At 40.7% G+C, this 20,619-nt stretch carries 19 protein-coding genes and 1 pseudogene; 8 read left to right on the top strand and 12 right to left on the bottom strand.

Annotation, left to right across the window (positions count from 1 at the left end; translation table 11 throughout):
* Window positions 1-27: 27 nt before the first annotated feature.
* The 4 genes from KA717_11465 to KA717_11450 all read right to left on the bottom strand — a co-directional run bounded on the left by KA717_11465 (window position 28) and on the right by KA717_11450 (window position 6,584).
* A complete protein-coding gene (locus KA717_11465) occupies window positions 28-663 on the bottom strand; it encodes an MAE_28990/MAE_18760 family HEPN-like nuclease (GenBank protein UXE63217.1) in 636 nt (211 codons plus the stop codon).
* Window positions 660-1,796 carry a DUF262 domain-containing protein gene (locus KA717_11460; protein ID UXE63216.1) on the bottom strand — a complete coding sequence of 379 codons (1,137 nt, stop codon included), beginning with the start codon at window positions 1,794-1,796 and terminating at the stop codon, window positions 660-662. Before KA717_11460 ends, KA717_11465 begins: the two co-directional genes overlap by 4 nt.
* 319 nt (window positions 1,797-2,115) lie before the next feature.
* On the bottom strand, window positions 2,116-2,433 hold the full coding sequence (locus tag KA717_11455) for a hypothetical protein (GenBank protein UXE63215.1): 318 nt from the start codon (window positions 2,431-2,433) through the stop codon (window positions 2,116-2,118).
* A gap of 119 nt (window positions 2,434-2,552) precedes the next feature.
* A complete protein-coding gene (locus KA717_11450) occupies window positions 2,553-6,584 on the bottom strand; it encodes a magnesium chelatase subunit H (GenBank protein UXE63214.1) in 4,032 nt (1,343 codons plus the stop codon).
* 277 nt (window positions 6,585-6,861) lie between these two features.
* On the opposite strand from KA717_11450, the gene KA717_11445 reads away from it, so the two are divergent.
* The 8 genes from KA717_11445 (at window position 6,862) to KA717_11410 (ending at window position 13,582) form a co-directional block, all read left to right on the top strand.
* Window positions 6,862-7,953, top strand: coding sequence for a DUF262 domain-containing protein (locus tag KA717_11445; GenBank protein ID UXE63213.1), 1,092 nt, complete (start codon window positions 6,862-6,864; stop codon window positions 7,951-7,953).
* Window positions 7,954-8,022: 69 nt separating this feature from the next.
* Window positions 8,023-8,973 (top strand): hypothetical protein, encoded by a 951-nt coding sequence (locus KA717_11440; GenBank protein ID UXE63212.1) that lies wholly within the window; start codon window positions 8,023-8,025, stop codon window positions 8,971-8,973.
* A gap of 215 nt (window positions 8,974-9,188) precedes the next feature.
* Window positions 9,189-9,410 carry a hypothetical protein gene (locus KA717_11435; protein ID UXE63211.1) on the top strand — a complete coding sequence of 74 codons (222 nt, stop codon included), beginning with the start codon at window positions 9,189-9,191 and terminating at the stop codon, window positions 9,408-9,410.
* Window positions 9,410-9,649 carry a type II toxin-antitoxin system HicA family toxin gene (locus KA717_11430; protein UXE63210.1) on the top strand — a complete coding sequence of 80 codons (240 nt, stop codon included), beginning with the start codon at window positions 9,410-9,412 and terminating at the stop codon, window positions 9,647-9,649. Before KA717_11435 ends, KA717_11430 begins: the two co-directional genes overlap by 1 nt.
* 175 nt (window positions 9,650-9,824) lie before the next feature.
* On the top strand, window positions 9,825-10,151 hold the full coding sequence (locus tag KA717_11425; GenBank protein UXE63209.1) for a DUF433 domain-containing protein: 327 nt from the start codon (window positions 9,825-9,827) through the stop codon (window positions 10,149-10,151).
* On the top strand, window positions 10,148-10,501 hold the full coding sequence (locus tag KA717_11420) for a DUF5615 family PIN-like protein (GenBank protein UXE63208.1): 354 nt from the start codon (window positions 10,148-10,150) through the stop codon (window positions 10,499-10,501). The genes KA717_11425 and KA717_11420 overlap by 4 nt, the downstream gene beginning before the upstream one ends.
* A 166-nt stretch (window positions 10,502-10,667) precedes the next feature.
* Window positions 10,668-10,889 carry a hypothetical protein gene (locus tag KA717_11415; GenBank protein UXE63207.1) on the top strand — a complete coding sequence of 74 codons (222 nt, stop codon included), beginning with the start codon at window positions 10,668-10,670 and terminating at the stop codon, window positions 10,887-10,889.
* Between the two features lie 557 nt (window positions 10,890-11,446).
* Window positions 11,447-13,582 (top strand): diguanylate cyclase, encoded by a 2,136-nt coding sequence (locus KA717_11410; GenBank protein UXE63206.1) that lies wholly within the window; start codon window positions 11,447-11,449, stop codon window positions 13,580-13,582.
* A gap of 21 nt (window positions 13,583-13,603) precedes the next feature.
* Here KA717_11410 and cofG read toward each other — a convergent pair whose 3' ends face one another.
* From cofG to KA717_11370, 8 genes and pseudogenes are all read right to left on the bottom strand, one after another.
* A complete protein-coding gene (cofG, locus tag KA717_11405; GenBank protein UXE63205.1) occupies window positions 13,604-14,602 on the bottom strand; it encodes a 7,8-didemethyl-8-hydroxy-5-deazariboflavin synthase subunit CofG in 999 nt (332 codons plus the stop codon).
* A 134-nt stretch (window positions 14,603-14,736) separates the two neighbouring features.
* The gene (locus KA717_11400; GenBank protein ID UXE63204.1) at window positions 14,737-14,961 is read right to left on the bottom strand and encodes a phycobilisome linker polypeptide; all 225 of its coding nucleotides are present in this window, start codon (window positions 14,959-14,961) and stop codon (window positions 14,737-14,739) included.
* 130 nt (window positions 14,962-15,091) lie between these two features.
* Complete coding sequence (locus KA717_11395) at window positions 15,092-15,967, bottom strand: phycobilisome linker polypeptide (protein ID UXE63203.1); 876 nt, start codon at window positions 15,965-15,967, stop codon at window positions 15,092-15,094.
* Between the two features lie 47 nt (window positions 15,968-16,014).
* On the bottom strand, window positions 16,015-16,824 hold the full coding sequence (locus KA717_11390) for a phycobilisome linker polypeptide (GenBank protein UXE63202.1): 810 nt from the start codon (window positions 16,822-16,824) through the stop codon (window positions 16,015-16,017).
* A gap of 121 nt (window positions 16,825-16,945) precedes the next feature.
* Complete coding sequence (gene cpcA, locus KA717_11385; protein ID UXE63201.1) at window positions 16,946-17,437, bottom strand: phycocyanin subunit alpha; 492 nt, start codon at window positions 17,435-17,437, stop codon at window positions 16,946-16,948.
* Window positions 17,438-17,523: 86 nt separating this feature from the next.
* Entirely contained in the window at window positions 17,524-18,042 is a 519-nt protein-coding gene (locus KA717_11380; GenBank protein UXE63200.1) for a phycocyanin subunit beta, read from the bottom strand.
* A 974-nt stretch (window positions 18,043-19,016) separates the two neighbouring features.
* Window positions 19,017-20,060 (bottom strand): annotated as a pseudogene (locus KA717_11375) (IS630 family transposase).
* Window positions 20,061-20,111: 51 nt separating this feature from the next.
* Complete coding sequence (locus KA717_11370; protein ID UXE63199.1) at window positions 20,112-20,606, bottom strand: transposase; 495 nt, start codon at window positions 20,604-20,606, stop codon at window positions 20,112-20,114.
* Window positions 20,607-20,619 lie beyond the last annotated feature (13 nt).

Raw genomic sequence — 20,619 nt, 5'->3', positions numbered from 1 at the left:
ATTAATGTTGCTAAAAACTTTATTGAATCAACTAGATTCTTTTAAATAAAGCCTTTTGTCTAGACAATCAACAACTAAAACAGCTAGTTCGTGCATAACTTCTAACGCAGCTTGTTCGTATGGCTGATATTCTTCTATATTTTTAATAATGTTTTTCTTCCCATGAGCAATTTCATTACGCCGACCTACTAAATTTCTCAGTTTTGCACGGTGAATATCTATCAATTGACAATCAAGACCTACTTTTAAAGAGTTATCTTTTAATAAGTTAGGCCATAAATTTGAATCAGTTTCAAGTTTAACTGAAAACTTAAGTTCTTTTTCAAGTAAAAGATGAAAATCCATAGAAGAAAACTTCCAAATATTATCATCAGATATATCTCCTCTAAACCTTTTAAATGAGTCTGTTAATGATAACTTCACAAACTCATCTTTACACTTTTTTCTTTGGATTTGTAAATTTTCTAATTCTTCCAAGTATAAGTCCCATGTAAATTTACAAAAACCTTCATAATGAGCATATAAGAGCAGCCACATTGCTCGAAGTAAAGCTTGGTAGCGCACAGAATTTTTATCTATTGAGATAACGTAAGCTTTTAAAGAGGCCAATTCTTTCTCACGCCATATTAAATCTTGTTCTAGTTGGTTAGACCAATCATTCATCGTAATAATCCTAATAAACAATTTTGAATAATACTAATTCTTTGTTTAAGTGAAATTCTTTTGTTGGAACTATAACCAGTATAAATCTTGAAATCTTCGCTTTGTATAGCAGAAATTATAGCTTCTCTTGCTTGAGAGTTTATATCTGGGATATTTTCTATCTGTCCAAGAACTCTACAAACCCCAACAGAAATAGCTTCGTAGTAAGCTGGTTTAAGCGAACCTGATGGCTTACCATTTCTGTAAGATAAAAAAGAATATTCTCCTAATGTTGCAGCTAGAAAACTAAATAATTTGTCGAATTGTTTGTCTTCAAGTTCAAACTTAAATTCTTCTTCCTGTAGCAGAATTTTGTTCATGTAATCATCTAGCCAGTCGGTAACATTTCCAGAAAATAGATCAGGTGAATTTTTGGCTGCAAAAAATCTCAAAACCAATTCTTCATCCATTTTTCTATCTTTTAATTCCTGGGACAAGGTAGCGATACATTGCTTGAAGTCATTTGAGGATGCTTTCTTTCTTAAAAATTCATAAAACTCAATACCATTATGACCGACCATTCTTGCTGAACAGTTTCGGATTTCTTGAGCACTTAGTTGTTCCTCTCCTGTATGTAACCTTTGAAACATATGATATTTCAAAAAATCTCTACTTTGCTTTTTAATAATAACGGTTCTAATAGGTGATCTTTTTATTTTTAGTTTTAAAGATAGGGATAAATCGTTGAACTCTTTGCCATTAAGCTCCTTGACAAGATTGCAATCTTGTAATTTCAAATGCGGTAAAATAATAATATTTTCTTCCTGCAAGTCCAAATTCTCTGCTCTAAAATTTAATACCGAAGAATCAATAAATTGAATCACAGAACAGACTCTTTGAAGTCCATCTATCAACTCAAATACTCCTTGTGAGTTCTCAATAACAAAAATTTGAGGAATAGGAAGTTCTAATAAAATAGATTCAATTAAGCGAGATTTTTTTTCATCACTCCATCGAAAAAGACGCTGATAAGCAGGTTGAATAATCAACTCGTTATTTGAATGTAAGCTAATAATTTCGCCGAAACTAAGGTCAAAGGTCTCAGTTCGCACCTCTCCAATTTTTTGATCAATAATTTCCTCTAAGCTACTCATGTAAACTTTCTCCTATAATTTATATTGTTAAATAGAGTCAAATGTTAAATAGAGTCAAAAATTAAGCTGATGTTACTAATCAACTTATCAACATTGTCCTTACGAAAAAACTCAGTTAATTTGCGCTGTTTAGGTTTAATCGGCAATATCTGTAAACCCTTAAAATTCACGGGTACATTTCTAGTGCTTTGCGATAAGCTGCGCTCGTAGAATAACTCACAAAAGCTTGATAACAATTATTATAGCATAAAAGGTACTCGGTAGAGCGATTCACTAATAAAGAAATTTGTGATGTATTTAGAGAATCCAATCTAAAGTCTTAGCTCATAATGGCTTCGTGGTGTTCGTATTCATCAGGTACAACTTCATACGGTTTACGCCAGTTAATTATTCCATTATGTTTATGGTGTAAAAAATCAAGAAAATGAAGCACTTGAGACATTACTGGTAAGTTACGGCGTAACAAACCGTTAGATTCATCAGCTTGTAGAATATACTTCCATAAACCGCCTCCTCTTGGTGTTGAACCTGTAATTAAACAAACGACTGGGAACAGCAAAGGAGTAGAAAAGCTTTGCCCTTGATAAGTGATGTTTCCAATCCGACCATTACTTGACGATTTTGTAATCGAAAACATTTTTAATACGATTACTGAATCTTACAGTTAAAAACTCAATCAACTTTTTTTAGTGAATGTTGATTTTCAATATTGTAGGAACAATTGGGGGCCAATTAATGACCCCGCAACTGTAGCAATTATTCTACACCCTCAATTCGATCCTCAACCTCCTGATACAACTGTTGTAAACGGTCTAAATTTTCTTGAGAAGTTTCCCAATAACCGCGACCATTCACCTCTAATAATGTCCCTACCATCTTACGGAAAGAGTTGGGATTCAAATCCATCAAACGCTTACACATTTCTGGATCATCAATAAAGGTGGTGTTTACATCCTCGTAAACCCAGTTATCTACGGCCCCCGCCGTTGCACTCCAGCCCATCGTATTGACTAGACGCTTGGACAGTTCCCGTACCCCTTCATAACCATGAGAGAGCATCCCCTCATACCATTTCGGATTCAGCAGTTTCGTCCTCGCATCCAGCCGCACCGTTTCCGACAAGCTACGCACCTGGGCATTGGCTGTCGTCGTATCGGCAATATAGGCCGATGGTTGCTTACCATCCCCCCGCAAAGTCCCAATCAACTTAGTCGGATCACTGTCGAAATAGTGGGAAACATCCGTCAAACTGATTTCCGACGAGTCCAGATTTTGGAAAGTCGCATCCGCCGTTTTCAAGGCCCGCTCAAACAGGCCCCGACTCTCCGCCATCATCCCAGGATTATCCGAATCAAAGGCAAAGGACTTACGGCTCAGATACATCTCCTGTAACTCCGCCTCCTCTTCCCAGGTGCTATTCTCCACCGCCAAATTCACATTCGACGAATAGGAACCCGACGCATTCGAGAAAATCCGCGTCGCCGCCTGTCGCACCCCCATCCCCATCTCTGCCGCCTGCTCCAGGCAATGCTTACGGATAAAGTTCATCTCAAGCGGTTCCTCCGCCTCCGCCGCCATCTTCACCGCCTGGTCTAACAAATTCATCTGGTTAATAAACAGATCGCGGAACACCCCCGAACAGTTCACCACCACATCAATGCGGGGCCGACCCAACTCTGCCAAGGACAGCAACTCCAACTTGTTCACCCGACCCAACGCATCAGGCACAGGTTTCACCCCCACCATCCACATAATTTGCGCCAAGGACTCCCCGTAGGTCTTGATGTTGTCCGTACCCCACAGCACACAGGCGATCGTCTCTGGATACTGCCCCCCGTTATCCAACCGTTGCCGCTCAATCAGCCGATCCACCACCACCTTGGCCGATCGCACCGCCGCCTCTGTGGGAATAGACTGCGGATCCAGGGCGTGGATATTCTTACCCGTCGGTAACACATCAGGGTTACGAATCGGATCACCCCCAGGCCCAGGCAGCAGATACTCCCCTTCCAAAGCCTTCAGCAAAGCCCCCAACTCGTTATCGGCACAGACCTGTTCCAAACAGAACTCCAGATACTCAAACAACGGCTTCAGCAAGTCAACATCCACCTTGCCGTACCCCAACCCGTGCAACGTTTCCACCCAGGGAGCCTTCTTACCCAAATTAAAGAAGTTCAGCTTGCTAATCTTAGCCACCCGTCCCTCACTATCAATCTGGGCCTGCACCAACGCCGTCACCGCCGCCCGCGTAGCCAAAGTAATCTCCTGCAACAACTCCACCTCGGCCAACACGCCCCGTGCGCCAGGCGTGCCGAAGGCATCGCTGTTTTTGTACAGTTCTTCAATCTCCCGCCCCAGACTACTAGCAATAATCCTCGGCAACGATTGCAAACCGTCCTCCTCCCGATCCAACGCTGCAATATTCACCAACGTAGCGATCGCCTCCTCCGCCGTCGGGGGTTTACCCACAACGTGCAGACCACAGGGCAACAGCCGCGACTCAATCTCCATCAACTTTTGATAGACCGCACCGACAATATTGTCCCGTGCCTCACCGTCCAAATCCTTAGCATCCCCCTCTGGCAGCACAATATCCTGCTCCAAATTACAGAGCCGTGCCTTATCCATAATCGTATTGACGATCGCCGCCCCGCGTCCCGTCTCCTTCAAAGTTTGATAGGAGCCAATCAACTCACTCAACTCCTTCAAACCCTTATACAACCCCGCATTTTCGGCTGGCGGAGTCAAATAGGAAATCGTCGCCGCATAACTCCGTCGTTTAGCGATCGTCGCCTCCGAAGGATTATTGGCAGCATAATAGTACAAATTTGGAATGCTACCAATCAAATTATCAGGGTAACAATCCCCCGACATCCCCATCTGCTTACCAGGCATAAACTCCAAAGAGCCGTGCGTGCCAAAATGTAACACCGCATCCGCCCCCCAAATCCGTTCCAGATAGGTATAGTACGCCGCAAAACCATGATGGGGACTGGCAGAACGGGAGAACAACAACCGCATCGGATCGCCCTCATAGCCAAAAGTCGGTTGCACCCCAATAAAGACATTGCCAAACGCCTTACCGTAGATCAACAGATTTTGACCATCACTATTCAAATGCCCAGGCGGTTTACCCCAGTTCTCCTCTAACCGTTCCGAGTAGGGCGTTAAGCGTTCATACTCCTCTACCCCCATCCGATAGGCAATATTCAACTGTGGACTGTTGTACTGAGCCTGAGCATCATGGATCACCGCCTCCATTAACTCCTTAGCCGTCGCGGGTAACTCCTCCAGGTCATAGCCATTGCCCTTCAAAGCCTGCATCACCTCAAAAATGGAGCCAAATACGTCCAAATAGGCCGCCGTCCCCACATTGCCCTTATCGGGCGGGAAACTAAACACCGTAATCGCCACTTTTTTCTCCAGTTTCGGCTTTTTCCGCAGGTTCACCCATTTCAATACCCGTTGGGCGATCGCTTCGATCCGATCCTGTAGGGCGATCGCTCGTCCCGTATTGCCGTCCCGTCCCGACAAAATAATCGGCTCTATCGCTCCGTCCAACTCTGGTATGGCAATCTGTAACGCCACCTGAATCGGATGCAAGCCCAGATCACTTTCTTCCCATTCTTCTGTGGTTTGGAAGACTAACGGCAACGCACACATATAGGGACGATTCAACCGTTTCAAGGAGTCAATGGCCTTGGGATGATCCTGACGCGCAGGGCCACCCACCAACGCAAACCCCGTTAACGATACCACTGCATCCACAATCGGCAACGGTTCCACGCCCTTGACGGTCTTATCCCAGAAATACTCATCCACAGGTTTAGAAAAGTCCAGCCCGCCCGAAAAGACGGGAATCACCCGCGTTCCCAAAGCCTCTAATTCCTGTACCATCGCCACATAATGGGCATCATCCCCCGTCACTAAATGGGTACGCTGTAAAATCAAGCCCACACAGGGAGCCAGGGGGTCTTTCAGGTCTTCAGAAATATCATTACGGCTGTTGTACCACTGATAATAGCTTTTTACATCGGCAAACATCGGTACGGTGCGTTCTGCACTGGTGGCCAAGGGATGCCATATCCCCATATCCAGATAAACCACTGGTTCTTGATAGTTGCTCTCTTTCCCTAAGTTGCGCTCTGGATAAACGTATTTATCGGTCAGCATCAACAGGAAGTTTTCCAGGTTATCCGATGATCCGCCCAACCAATATTGAAAGCTCAACATGAAGTTACGCGCATCCTGGGCTTTATCCATCGGCAGATATTTCAAGACCTGCGGCAATGTCCTCAATAGTTTCAACATTGCATCCTGAAAGCTTGCCCCCCCGCTCTCTTTCTTTTTCTTCATAAATTGGGCGATCGCGCTTTTCGACTGGCCGAGTTGGGCCATGGAAAAGGTTCCCAACTTATTGAGGCGCATCACCTGGGGCATGGAAGGAAAGACCACTGCTGCGTCGAGGTGGTCTCGATGGGGTTCCACAGCCGAGACGACCTTATCAGCTAAATCTTCAATAAAGATCAAGGAGGCGATAAACAGATTGGCTTCGGCCACATCTTTCTGAAATTCGGCGTAATTCTGCGGGTCTCTGAGTTCTTCGATGAGATACCCACTGACTTGAATGGCTACCTGGTCATGGTTGCGGTTAATCTTGTGGATGGCTGCCGATAACGCACTCTGATACTGCGACTCCAGCACGACATAGACCACCTTAACAAGGGAACGCCCCTTTATATCTTCAGGAACGATGCGGCGAATGGTGGACTTGACGTGAGTGAACATAATTTCCGTGTTCTCCTAGGATAAGGGTCAGTTTTTAAGGCACTTATAAGTATTTTTACCAAAAAATGCGGCTCTGTGGGGACTTTGGCTGCATTCCGACACAATTTGTTAGACAGGGGAAGGTTTGGGGGTTAAAGCGGCGATCAATTTTTGTATAAATTGCACAGGACAGTTACAATTGCGAAAAGGCTTCTTGTGATCATTGACTTAAGACTTAAAATTCCCAACATCAAGTGAATCACCTACTATAGCATCATTGCATGAAAGAGAAATAATTATGAATAACAAAAGTATCCTAGACAAATTTCTAAATGCACAAAACCAGTTAGTCATTCAATCTTCTGATTTGTCACTGGGTTCTATTTCTTCTATGGTTAAATCTGGAGCAATAGAAATAGCTTCCCCTTATCAACGCCGTGAAAGATGGAATGAACATAAAAAATCTGCTTTAATTGAATCTTTCTTATTGAATATTCCAGTCCCTCCCATTTATCTTGCAGAAGATGAATATGGCAAGTATTCAATCATTGATGGAAAACAAAGAATTACATCAATTTATGAATTCATGTCGCAAGGAATGAAGCTATCTAGCTTAGAAGATTTTACAGCCCTTGAGGGAATAACATTTAATCAACTTCCGACTGAAATGCAAAACATACTAACTATTAGATGTTATTTAAGGGTTATAACGCTATTAAAACAATCTAATCCAAACCTTAAATATGAAGTTTTTAAAAGACTAAATACAGGGGGAGATATATTACTTGCTCAAGAATTGAGAAATGTTCTTTATCGAGGTTTATTAAATGACCTCATTATTAACTTATCTGAAAATTCGATTTTACATCAGCAATTAAAAATCGATGAAAAAAATAAAAAAGAGAATAAACTTTACCGAGAAATGGTTGATGTTGAATATGTCTTAAGATTTTTTACGTTGAGAGAAACATGGAAAAATTTTGGGGGAAACTTTCAGGTAGCAATGGATAAATTCATGGAAGATAATCAAAATGCAGACGCTCAAAAATGCCAAGAATTAAAAGAGATTTTTGAAGAAAGTATTAGTCTTTGTTCTCAAATATGGGGTAAACAAGCCTTTATGAGACCAAGCGGCAAGTCTGTACGCAATTTAGTTGTTCAAGCCTTTTATGATCTCCAGATGGTTTCAGTGTCGCTTTTTCTTAAGCACAAAAATATTATTGATGATAACAAGAGTAAGCAAATTCGAGATGAATTTACAAAAGAATATGAAGCAGATAAGAAGTTTGAGGATTCTATCAGAAAATTCACTTCTAATCCAGAAAATGTGGAATATAGAATTAAAAAAATGAATGAAATTTTAAGCAAGGTATTGAATGTAAATATCTAATTTTACTCATTTTGTATTTGTGAAATTTCTTATTTATAACTATTTTTCTGAAATTTATTTTTTTCTTCTATGGATACGACAGCACGCCATAAATTTCTTGATAGAATCGCAACATTTAGAAACGCCCTTGATTCAGAAATTGTAATCTCTGAAGGTTTAGCTGAGACTGATCACAATAAACGAGCTAGAATATTAAGAAATGGATTAGCGATAATTGGTTATACAATCTTGGAAGATTTTTTGAAAACTAGGACAGGAGAAGTTCTTAACCAAGTTGGTTCGGTAGGAAATGAAAATATACCATTTGAAAGATTACCTCAAGCGTTAAAAGATGCTTCTATCTTTGATGCTTTACAGGGACTTGCTGCTTATATTAAAACTAATAAAAAGGATATAGAAAACCCAATTTCTTTTGTTCAAGAACAGACAAATAAAATTGCTAGTACTCAATCAAATTCCTATGAGTTATCACCTTTTTCTATGGGATGGACTCAAGCTAATGTAACGCAGGAAAATATAAGAGACTCTCTTGTTACATTCGGCATTGATGGAGGATGGAACGCAATTCAACAAGTTACAAGTTTGGCTGGTGTCACACTACTTGCTCCACAGGAAAGTTTTAAAAACGCATACCTAAGACGAAATAAGGCTGCCCATGATGCGGATGCTGATTCTCCTTATGATGATTTATTAAACTATATTAAGGAAGCAACTGCCATTGCGTTTTCTTTTGATGCTTTAATTACGAAAAGTTTATATTTCGTATCCCAACAAGATGAAGGTTATTTACAAAACAACAAAAACTATATTAAAGCTGGTAATCTTAAAATAAGATTTATTATTTATAATAATGGACAATGGAAGCGTTTTGATATATTGCAAGGAGAAGCTATTAATTCATCATCTGATTATCAAGAATTGGTCTCTAGTTTTAGAACAAGACAGACTGGAAAAGATGAAATTATTATCATAAAAAATGAACGGAATGATATTATTGACTGGGAATTATATTCACTTTAAGGGGGAGAAGCAAGCACTTTTTGGAAGGGGAGAATTAGAGAAAGGCGATCGCTTTTTTATTAATTAGGAATTGGAAAGAGGCAATCATTTTTTGAAAGGGAGAAGTGGAAAGGGGCGATCGCTTTTTAGAGAAGGGAATTGGAGAGAGAGCGATCGCTTTTTAGAACTTCTGTTAATATGGGAAGAATAACAGCAAAAATTTTTCTTTATCAAAAATGCAACATCTCAAAATTATTGTAGAAAAACATTCCGATGGTTACGTTGCTTATCCTATCGGTATTGTTGGCGCAATTGTTGGTCAAGGCGATACCTATGAAGAAGCTCTTGCCGATGTTAAATCTGCGATCGCCTGTTATGCAGAAGTATTTGGCAAAGAAATGTTAGAGGATATTCCCGCAATTGAAGTATTTATTTCTGAGGCAGGAGTTGCTGTCTAATGCCCAAATTTCCCAACGATGTCCCGAAAAAAAGAGTAATTAAAACCTTTGAGCTACTGGGCTTTGAGATTATGCGTGAAAGAGAACATATCGTAATGAGACGAGTGAATGAAGACGGAACTGAAACGCCTCTAGTTATGCCCAATCACTCCTCAATAAAAAGTGGAACTTTAAGGTCAATTTGTACACAAATTGGTATTTCCAGAGCCGAATTTTTACGGGCTTATGAGAAACAGTAAAATGTTAAAGCTCTCTTTTAAAGGAGGCAATTAGAGAGAGGCGATCGCTTTTTTAATGGATAATTGACAATGGATAATTATTAACTATTAACTATCAACTATTTGGTGATTGCCTTAAATCATCCCAAACAATTTATGCTAGAATCTAATAAAAAATACAACTTAGGTCTTCGTTATGATCCTAGCATTACCAAAAACCAAACAATATATTCAAAAACGAGAAAACGGCTATTGGATTCAAGAAACACGCATCTCTCTTGATTCCGTGATTTATGCCTTTTTGAATGGAGAATCTCCCGAAACTATTGCTCAAAACTTTCCGTTACTTTCCCTAGAGCAGGTTTATGGGGCGATCGCCTTTTATTTGGCCAATCAAGAAATGATTGATACCTATTTAGCAGAGGGTCAAATTGAATTTGAACAGATACAAAAATCCTTCCAAAAAAATAATTCTTCATTATATCAGAAATTAAAGTTAGCCCAATCTCAGAAAAAACAATGACGAAAGTTCAATTTCAAGCAGACGCTGATCTTAAACAAGCCATTGTAATCGGTGTTACTCGTCGTCAACCTAAGCTCAATTTTCGATCAGCTAATGAGTCTAGACTCGAAGGGATAAAAGACCCTGAAGTATTAGCGATCGCGGCCAAAGAGCAGCGAATTCTTGTCACCCATGATCGTAAAACCATGCCGATAGAATTTGGAAGGTTTGTGATGACAAAAACGAGCTATGGTGTATTAATCGTCTCTCAATCCATTGCAATTAATGAGGTTATTGATACCCTGATTTTGATCTGGGAAGTAACAACGATAGAAGAATGGATAAATCAAATAATGTCTATTCCTTTATAGAACGCTTTTTGAAAGAAGGACGTGGTGACAGGCGATCGCTTTTTGAAAGAAAGGGATTAGAGAGGGGTGATCGCTTTTTGAAAGGGAGAATTGGAGAGAGGAGATCGCTTTTTAGAACTTCTGTTAATATGGGAAGAACAACAGCAAAAATTTTTCTTTATCAAAAATGCAACACCTCAAAATTATTGTAGAAAAACATTCCGATCGCTATGTTGCTTATCCTATCGGTATTGTTGGAGCAATTGTTGGTCAGGGCGATACCTATGAAGAAGCTCTTGCCGATGTTAAATCTGCGATCGCTTGTTACGCAGAAATATTTGGCAAAGAAATGTTGGAGGACATTCCCGCAATTGAAGTATTTATTTCTGAGGCAGGAGTTGCTATCTAATGCCCAAATTTTCCAACGATGCCCCGAAAAAAAGAGTAATTAAAACCTTTGAGCTACTGGGCTTTGAAATTATGCGTGAAAGAGAACATATCGTAATGAGACGAGTGAATGAGGACGAAACTGAAACACCTCTAGTTATGTGTAATCACTCCTTGATAAAAAGTGGAACTTTAAGGTCAATTTGTACACAAATTGGTATTTCCAGAGCTACTGGCTCATCCCCATAATTACCTCCTCAGCAATGCTAAGAAATATTAAGGAATATTAAGGAATATTACGAAACTAAGACTTTCGTCATCGTTAGGTGTACCCTACTGAGAGTAGAAAAGTAGTTAACGCATTGATGTTTTGCGATACGCGCCGGAACAGAGTTGCGATTGAACAACGGTCTCTTTTAAGAAAACGGAAAATCTTTGAAGATATATTTTAGAATAAACGGAATTCAGATTCTTACTCTTAATTCACAGATATTAAAACATAATAAAAATTGATAGCCAATGATTAAAAATAAAAAAAATCACTCAGTTGCTCTATCTAATCAAGACGTAGAAAAGCTGATGGATTCGCCCACTCAGAATACGTTAGAGATTGGAGATAACTGCGATGACGAAAAGGATGATCCGAATCGAGTTCATCTCACTCATTTTATTCAGCCGCATGGTGTTTTCTTTGTTTTAGAAGAACCAAACTTTATTATCTTACAAATTAGTGATAATACAGAAGCCATTTTTGGCATAACAGCCAGCAGTTTATTAGGGAAACCTCTCTCTACCCTATTTGCCAAGGCTGAGATAAAGAATCTCTATCAAAATCTTCAGGATCAAGCGATTGAAACGTTGAGTGCCTTTACCTTTACCAGTATTGTCAAAAATTATGGACAAGAATTTAGGGGATTTGTCCATCGCAATCAACAGACACTTATTTTAGAAATTGAAATTTTAGAATCCCAGGCGACTCTCGACAATAGAGAGGAAAATGATTTTTATAGCTTAATTAAGACTTCACTCCTCAGAATTAAGCGAGCTTCCAGTTTCCAAGCCACTCTAGATGCGATCGCTGCCGAAGTTCGCCACATTACAGGTTTTGATCGGGTCATGGTTTACCGTTTAGACTTGGATAATACAGGGGTTGTGATTGCGGAAAATAAACGAGAAGATTGGGAATCCTATCTGGATTTGCACTATCCCGCCGTTGATATTCCAGAGAATTGCCGTAAACTTTATTATGAAAATTGGCTTCGTACAATTGTAGATGTTAATCGCCAGTCAGTCCCGATTATTCCCGCCAACCATCCCCAGACCCACAGAAGAACGGATCTAAGCTTCTCCATTTTACGCAGTGTGCCAGACTGCCATCTAGAATATTTACGGAATATGGATGTGGCAGCTACTCTCTGTATTTCCCTAATTAATGAACATCAACTTTGGGGATTAATTGTGTGCCATCACGGTTCCCCTAATTTTGTCTCCTATGAAAAGCGGAAATACTGTGAATTGTTGGGACAGATGATGTCCTTAGAGTTAATTAAACGTCAGGAAAAAGAAGCCAAACGTTATTGGGCAGAGATTAAAAATATTCAAACCTATTTACAAGAAACTCTCAAGGATTTAATGCCACTCCAGAGTATTGGGGTTAGTCAGATTTTAAAAAAATATTCCCATAATATTCTAGATTTGGTGAATGCCCAAGGAGCCGTGGCTTATTTTGACAGTGAATTGACTTTGCTAGGAGAAACCCCCGATCGCCAACAGGTACAGAAATTACTTGCTTGGTTTTTAGGCTTTTCTAAACAGGAAGTTTTTGCTACCAATAGTCTCTCCAAGGTTTACCCCGAGGCGATCGCCTTTAAAAATGTGGCTAGTGGCCTGTTAGGTATTTCCATTTTTCTGAATCAGACTTCTTACCATTTACTCTGGTTTCGTCCCGAAATTATTCAAACTGTTAATTGGGGAAGAGATCCCCATGAGACATTACCCGACAATTCCAAAGAAACTCCCCGTCTTTCTCCCCAAGGCTCCTTTGAAACCTGGAAAGAGATCGTAAAAGCAACTTCTCTACCTTGGCAAATACTCGAAATGGAGGCAGCTAAGGAATTGAGAACGACTCTCATGTTAGCGGCTCTAGAATTTTCTCAGGCGGCCCTGCTCAAAGCCAATCATCAGTTATCCCTATTAGCATCGTTGGATGGTTTAACGGGAATTGCCAATCGTCGTCGTTTTGATGAATATATTATGACTGAATGGCAACGGGCAATAAGAGAGCAACATCCACTGTCGTTAATTTTAATTGATGTGGATTATTTTAAAAACTATAATGATACCTATGGACATTTGCTGGGGGATGACTGTCTGAAGAAAATTGCAGAAATTCTTCAAAAAATGAGTCAGAGAGCGACTGATTTAGCAGCTCGTTATGGGGGAGAAGAGTTTGTTTTAGTACTGCCTAACACCTCTCAATGCGGTGCTCAAAAAGTGGCCCAGCGCATTAAAGCGGCCATCGCCCATCAAACGATTCATCACAAAAGTTCTTCTGTGTCCAAATATATTACCCTGAGTATGGGGATTATGACCATCATTCCCAACACAATGATGGAGATGGCCGATTTTATTCGTCGGACTGATCAGGCGTTATTCAAGGCTAAATCAGAAGGGCGCGATCGCATTGTTAGCATGAATTATTTAGAATTTGTATAATAGCAAAAATCAACATTGTACTCAAGGATAGTTTTCTTGACTTTTTGTTACAGTTTTATTGATCTTTTCCTGAAGTATCGGATCAAGCCAGGAATAATAAGCTGGATAGACAGGTAAACGGGAAACCAATTCCCAACCCGATCGCTGAAGTATTTTGCTGAGTTCTTGATAGTCTTGATGGGGATAACTGGGATTAACTTCATCAATGGGGCTAATACCTCCTAAATCTCTAACTCCAGCCTCCAGGCAAGCTAATAAAATGTGTTGATCAACAATTAAATTAGGTGGAATTTGTAGGGTAATGCTCTGAGGTAGTATGGCCTTAGCTTTAGTAATAATCTGCGGAAGTTTCGCTAGAGAAAAGGAACTTATTTGTAAACCCTGTTTTTGTCCTAAACTTTGGGGCTGAATAATCACTTCTTGGATATGACCGTATTGTTCCTGCACTGCGGCGATCGCGGTTAAACTTTCCCACCAATCTTCTTCCCGTTCCCCAATTCCTAATAAAATACCCGTTGTAAAGGGAATCTTTAATTCTCCGGCCCATCGTAATTGTTGTAAACGGAGTTCCGGCAGTTTACTCGGAGCCTGACGGTGAACAGTCTCTAATAATCTCGGTGTGACTTGTTCAATCATTAATCCCATCGATACATTGACCTGCTTAAGACGTTCCATTTCTTGATAGCTTAAGGGGCCTACATTGGTATGGGGAAAAAAGCCGAGTGATAATGCTAATTCACATAAATGATAAATGTGCTGAAACCACTCTTCTCGACGGGGCGATCGCGGATGAACTTCCCCACTCAAAATTAGAATTTCGGTAATGCCTCGATTTTGCAGCGATCGCAATTTTTGATCGGCATTCTCTAAGGACAACCAAGAATCTTGCCCTGGATCAACACGGAAATTGCAATATTCACAGCGATTAAAGCATTCATAGGTGGGTACCAAAGTATAAGCCGGACTATAAGTAATGCGGCCAAGAATAGAAGGTTTAGATGTAATCAAGTCTAATCCCATATACACAGCATGGATATTAACAAATTAAAACAAACTTAACCGAAAAACAACAATAAAAAACACCAACGGGAAAACCCACTGATGTCCTCTTAAATCCTGACTTTTATTTGAAACAAGCCCCAAAAAGGGACTAATTAGGCCTCTTCAGCCGTATAGGGTTTAATGCTGACGATCGTGCCGCCTAAACGGGTAATACGGCGCATTTCTTCGTTCATACGGGCATAGGGCACCTTCATGAAGACACTGCCACTGCGACGGAAATCATAAGCGTTATTACCGCTCTCTTCCGTTTGACGCAGGCCACTAACTTCATAAACGAATAACCGATTACTTGCCGCACCAGCTAATTGACCTAACATAAGCTTTTGTTCGCTCCTAAACTGAAAATTTCTAAGCAAAAAATCAAGACATAAGGAAAAGGAGTGATTATGCTTCCCTACCTAGAAAAAATACTAAATAAAGAGCCTTTTCTACCTTTTCCCCATCTCATTAATTCAGGCTGGCCGGCGTAATGCTGGCAACCTTGCCACCAGAACGATAAATTTGCTCTAAAGTATTGTTCAGTTGTTCAAAGGGAACAATAATCGCCTTATTGCTACGACGAACCTTAGGATAGCCCTGGGACTTCATCCCGGCAATTTCGACGCGGAACAATTTACCGACTTGTCCGAAGGGAACAGAACCGCCCAACGCTTTACTGGGGGTTACGCCAGCTTTAGAAGGACGATAGGCCCAACCACTGTTAGCACCACTGGGGCCAACAATCGCTGATACTGAACCTTGACCTAATTCCGTTGCTAAACGAGTATTACTCCGCTCTAACTGGGAACGATCGCTATTGGCATAACCGCGATAAAGACGGAACAAACGGGGAAAAGCAACCCCGCGATCGCCAATTTGATTATTAAAACGGTAGTAGGGAACAACATTTTCCCCAAAATTTTCTTGATATTCCACCGAATCAATATAGGAATCGATCTCAGCATTAAACCCTTCGTTTTCGTAGAGATCTAAATGAAAGACCACTTCCGACTCATCAAAGGGAGCACGACCGAGCAGATGCTTATAGTTTAATTCGATCACTCTGGTTTGGAAATTGTTATAGAAAAACTTTCCTTTATAGAGTTCGGACTTGGCAGCAGTACGAACAAACTCACGTACATTGATCGAACCATTCCGCAACAAAGATTCTGCACCTTTGAGGCGTTCCGATTCCATCACATAATCGTTGCCCAACACCTGACGATAAACTGCACGGATAACCGCATTAGCATCATCTTGACTAAAATCGGGACGTAACTCAACTGGTTCCGCTCCATTGTAGGGAGCTACCCCTAATCGAGAAGCTGCAACTGTAACTGCCACTGTTTAAATTCTCCTTGCCATTATAAGTTCAATACGGGAGTCTGCAACTAGGCCAACGTAATACTGGTGACAGTACCACCCTGACGGTTGATTTGTTGCAACTGATTGGATAATTGCTCATAGGAGACAATCACCTCCGCACTGCTGCGACGTACACGAGTCGTCCGTCCAGGAGCCGCCCCTTGAATCACCCGCAGACGATAAAATTGATTCCGACTGCCAGCCGAGGTCCCGTGTAAAGATTCACCCGTTGAACCAATATAAATAGGAGAAACACTGTTCTGTGCTAACTCCCTGGTTAATTTGGCCTTGCCATGAGCGCGATCGCTAGTCGCATAACCACGATACAAACCGAATATACGGGTAAAACCAACGGTGCGATCGCCAACTTGATTATTAAAACGGTAGTAGGGAACAATATTTTCCCCAAAATTTTCTTGATATTCCACCGAATCAATATAGGAATCGATCTCAGCATCAAACCCTTCATTTTCGTAAAGGTCTAAATGAAAAATCACTTCCGACTCATCGTAGGGAGCGCGACCGAGGAGATGTTTGTAATTCAGTTCAATCACTCTGGTTTGGAAATTGTTATAGAAAAACTTTCCCTTATAGAGTTCAGATTGAGCAACGCTACGCACAAAATCCCGCACACTGATCGAACCATTGCGGAGTAAAGATTCTGCACCTTTCAGCCGTTCTGATTCCATCACATAATCATTGCCCAATACCTGGCGATAAACTGCACGGATAACCGCATTAGCATCATCTTGGCTAAAATCGGGGCGCAGTTCAATCGGATTCGTATTGCTATAGGGTTCAACACCCAGCCTGGAAGCTGCAACGGTAATTCCCACTAGTTAAATCTCCTTCTTGTTATAGATCAACATAGATACACCAAGACCTGGAGAGTCGGAAGATTGCTAACAAATTGTCAACAGCCCTCCGCCTTTCCAGGTCGTTGTTAAATCGAGATGACTAGCTTAGGGCATTGATCGCATAGTCAATGTAGCCATTAGCTTCGGAAGCACCATCACCAGTCAAACCATGGTTTGCACGGATGTACTTAAGAGCTTCTACATACCAGCTAGGAGAAAGTTCAAAGGTTTGGTTGATTTCAGCCAAGCCAGCGATGAGGTAATCATCTAAGGGGCCAGTACCACCAGCAACTAAGCAATAGGTGATGATACGGACATAGTAACCGATATCACGAGCACACTTGTCTTTACCACGTTGGTCAGCAGCAAAGTTGTTGCCTTGGGTTTGGGTGGTGTAGGGGAATTTGTTATAAACAGCTTGAGCAGCACCGCTTACTAAACCGCTAGCATTAGCACTCAAAGCTTTAGCAGCAGCCAAACCAGAATTAGCTTGACGCAGACGACCAAAAGCAACTTGCAATTCGCTGGGGCTTAAGTAGCGACCTTGGGAATCAGCAGCAGCTACGGCTTCGGTTAAAGGGGTTTTAGACATTTTTCTGGTATCTCCCGGTTATTGTGTAAAGGTTTCCTAGATAGGTAAAATGCAGTAACTTAATTTGCTAGAACTAAGGGCAACAATTAAGCAACAGCAGCAGCAGCGCGATCAAAGTAGCCGCTGATTTCAGCATATAAAGAGTTGCAATCGCCACGGGTAATACCATTGGTATCGCTAACAATCGCAATAGCAGCTTCTTTCATTTTTTGAACGCCAGCAGCAACAGAAGCACCAGGAACACCTAAAGCAACATAGGTTTCACGGAGACCATTTAAGCAACGATCTTCGAGAACGGAAGCATCACCAGTGAAGGTTGCATAGGTTACATAACGAAGGATGATGTCCATGTCACGTAAGCAAGCAGCCATACGACGATGAGTGTAAGCGTTTCCACCGGGTTGGATGAGTTGGGGTTGGTCTGCAAATAAAGAACGAGCAGCGTTAGCGACGATAGCAGAAGCACTACCTGTCAAACGGTTAACGGCATCAATACGTTTCAGACCATCAGCAACGGTTGCACTTAAAGCATCAATTTGGCTATTGGATAGATACTCGCCGCGAGCATCAGCTTGGGAAACAACCCGTGTGAATACGTCAAACATTGAATGAATCTCCTACTTGACTTGGTTGAGTTGGAATTTATAAAGTGGATTCCCTAAAATTTAGGGTTTATCAACGGTTGCAAGAACCGAAAAATGGTTTAAGACAGAGTTTTATCTTGGACACCCTCTCAGAAACTTAGAAATTCTGAGAAAATTTTATCCTTGTCTCATAAACCGAAGGGTAGCTCAAAAAACTCACAGGATAAACCTTGTTCGTCTTGAAAGTTCCCTTAATTAACTTTTATACAATGGGGTGGCCCCATCTGTCTGTTACATCTTGTTAAGTTTTTTCCCGCTTTTTTGTAACGAAATATTAATGGGGGTAGTAAGATCACTTAGGGCAGCCATGGATAGGTATTTGTCAGAGAAATGGGTTTAAAACCCCGTCCTCTAGGACTGCTTTATCCTACATTCAGCATGGCAGTCTGAGTAAATATACTTAAAATATCTCTCCCTGCAAGTTATTTTGCCAAAATTTTACTACCTTAGGACAGGGCAAACGCATCTTATCCGAGTAAGACCTTAAGAAGATAGTCCTCGTCCCAACCAGCGCGTAGCCGTTTATTCTTGATCCCACATTCAGCAGGTTATTTAAGACAAAAAATAATATTGCTGAGAAGAGGAACCCAGGAACGGCAAAATCAAATTCTGTTTATGCGTGAGTTGAATAGAACTAGTTCCGCAGGGGTTTGTGTCTATGAGAAGAGAGGGGACGACGACCATTGAGAGAGGAAGCAATCAGCAATCGGGCGTGACCTCTAATTGATAAATCCTTGTTTAATGAGTCCCTTTGCCGGTAGATACTTCAGAACATCGTATGTCACGATTGATTGAAAAATCGATGTCCAGTAAACTTTTTAAAAACCTTATTTAATATCAACTAGAGGTCGCATCTTCCTTTATTTTACCTCAGACACAAACTCTTGCGGAATCAGGAATATTCGTCTCGATGTCAGCTTTCGCCGTGCTATACTTCAAACGTTCATAATCTGAGATTTATCAAAGCGTTGAAATCGTAAGGTGAGCAAAGAATCAAGCTCCTCCTTATATTTTACGTTAGCATCTTCAAGACATCCTGAAATTGCTGCAGAAAACTGCGTAAAATCTTCATAATATTTTGCGTATAAACACTTCTTCTTCACAAACTTCCACAGTCTTTCAATTAAATTCAAGTTAGGAGAATAAGGAGGTAAGTACAGTAACTCTATTCCTAATGATTCTGCCAACTCCTGCACAATTCGGCATTTTTGATAACGAGCATTGTCTAATACCAACGTAATCGGTATTAATAGTCCTAATTCTGCTATCTTTTCTAGGAGTTCACAAACCTGAGTTCCCGTAATATAAGAACTGTTCGTTACCATAATTACTTCATGGGTAATTGCATTTAATGCTCCTAACACATTAAAACGTTTTCTCCCTGATGGTGACTTAATAAAAATCCTCTTGAAGCACCATATAAAATTTACAAATGCTCCCATTACAAAATGAGAGGCATCTACAAAGAAAACTGCCCTTTTTCCTGCTTTTGCCTCTTCTAGCCTTGGTTCTAGCTCTTTTTCTCTATAGCTATCCTGAGCTTCTACATCTGCTTTTGATGGAATTGTTCCCACCTTTAGACACCTCATTCCTATTCACTTTAAAAATTTTCTGACTTGCGTTGGACTTCTTTTTATTCCCGTTAATTCTTCTATTCTTTTTACTGCTTCATTTATTGTTGCTGGTGGATTTGACTCAAAATATGCCTCAATTGTCCCTTGATGCTCTGTTAACTCGCTTTTCGGGCGATTAAATTTTATTTCTTTTAGTTTTTCTATCCCGCCCTCTTGATAATCACGGATATAGCTTGTCACCGTATTTACTGAAACTCCTGCGAATTGAGCAATTCTTTGATGAGATAATCTCTGACTTTTTAACCATAAAACTTCCATCTTTAGCTGTACTCTAGGATGCGGGTGATTAAACCGACCGTAAGACAACAGTCTTTTGTCTTCTTCCGTAAATTCTAACTTAATCATTTCTCAGCCTCTTGACTACTTTTTCTATTTTTACTATATTATCTCTTATTTTTAAAATTCGCAACTTGTGACCGTGTTCAGTATACTACGAACACTGTGCGCTCGTTTTTGTTCACTGTTTAGCATTTCCACTAACTGACTACGACGATTGACCAAATCGGATAAAGCTACTTGAGATTCTGAGGCTAACGGTTTTGGGCTTGGTTGAAAGGCTTCTCCAAAATGGGCTAATACCTCGGCATCTATTTTGTCCGTTTTCGCTAGACGACCTGATGCCTTGGCAAAATCCCTGGCTCTTTTGGGATTAATCACTGCTACCTTGAATTCTTCTTTTTGCAGCTTTTGAGCTACTCCTCTTTCCATTCCTCCTGTTGATTCGATGATGATTAACTCAATTTTGTATTTTTTGAGTTGTTCGCTTAATTCCTGCCAGCCTGACTCTTGATTGGTTACTTGCAAAACCTTATTCGCTGGACGTAAAGCTATGTCCAACTTGGCTTTGCTGACATCTATGCCAACCCATTGGCTTGCTACTTGAGTTTCCATGCTTTTACCTCTT

This window comes from Woronichinia naegeliana WA131 (assembly GCA_025370055.1).
Classification (GTDB): Bacteria; Cyanobacteriota; Cyanobacteriia; order Cyanobacteriales; family Microcystaceae; genus Woronichinia; species Woronichinia naegeliana.
The sequence above is the reverse complement of the archived record's forward strand: the minus strand, read 5'-3'. Positions and strand labels throughout refer to the sequence as shown.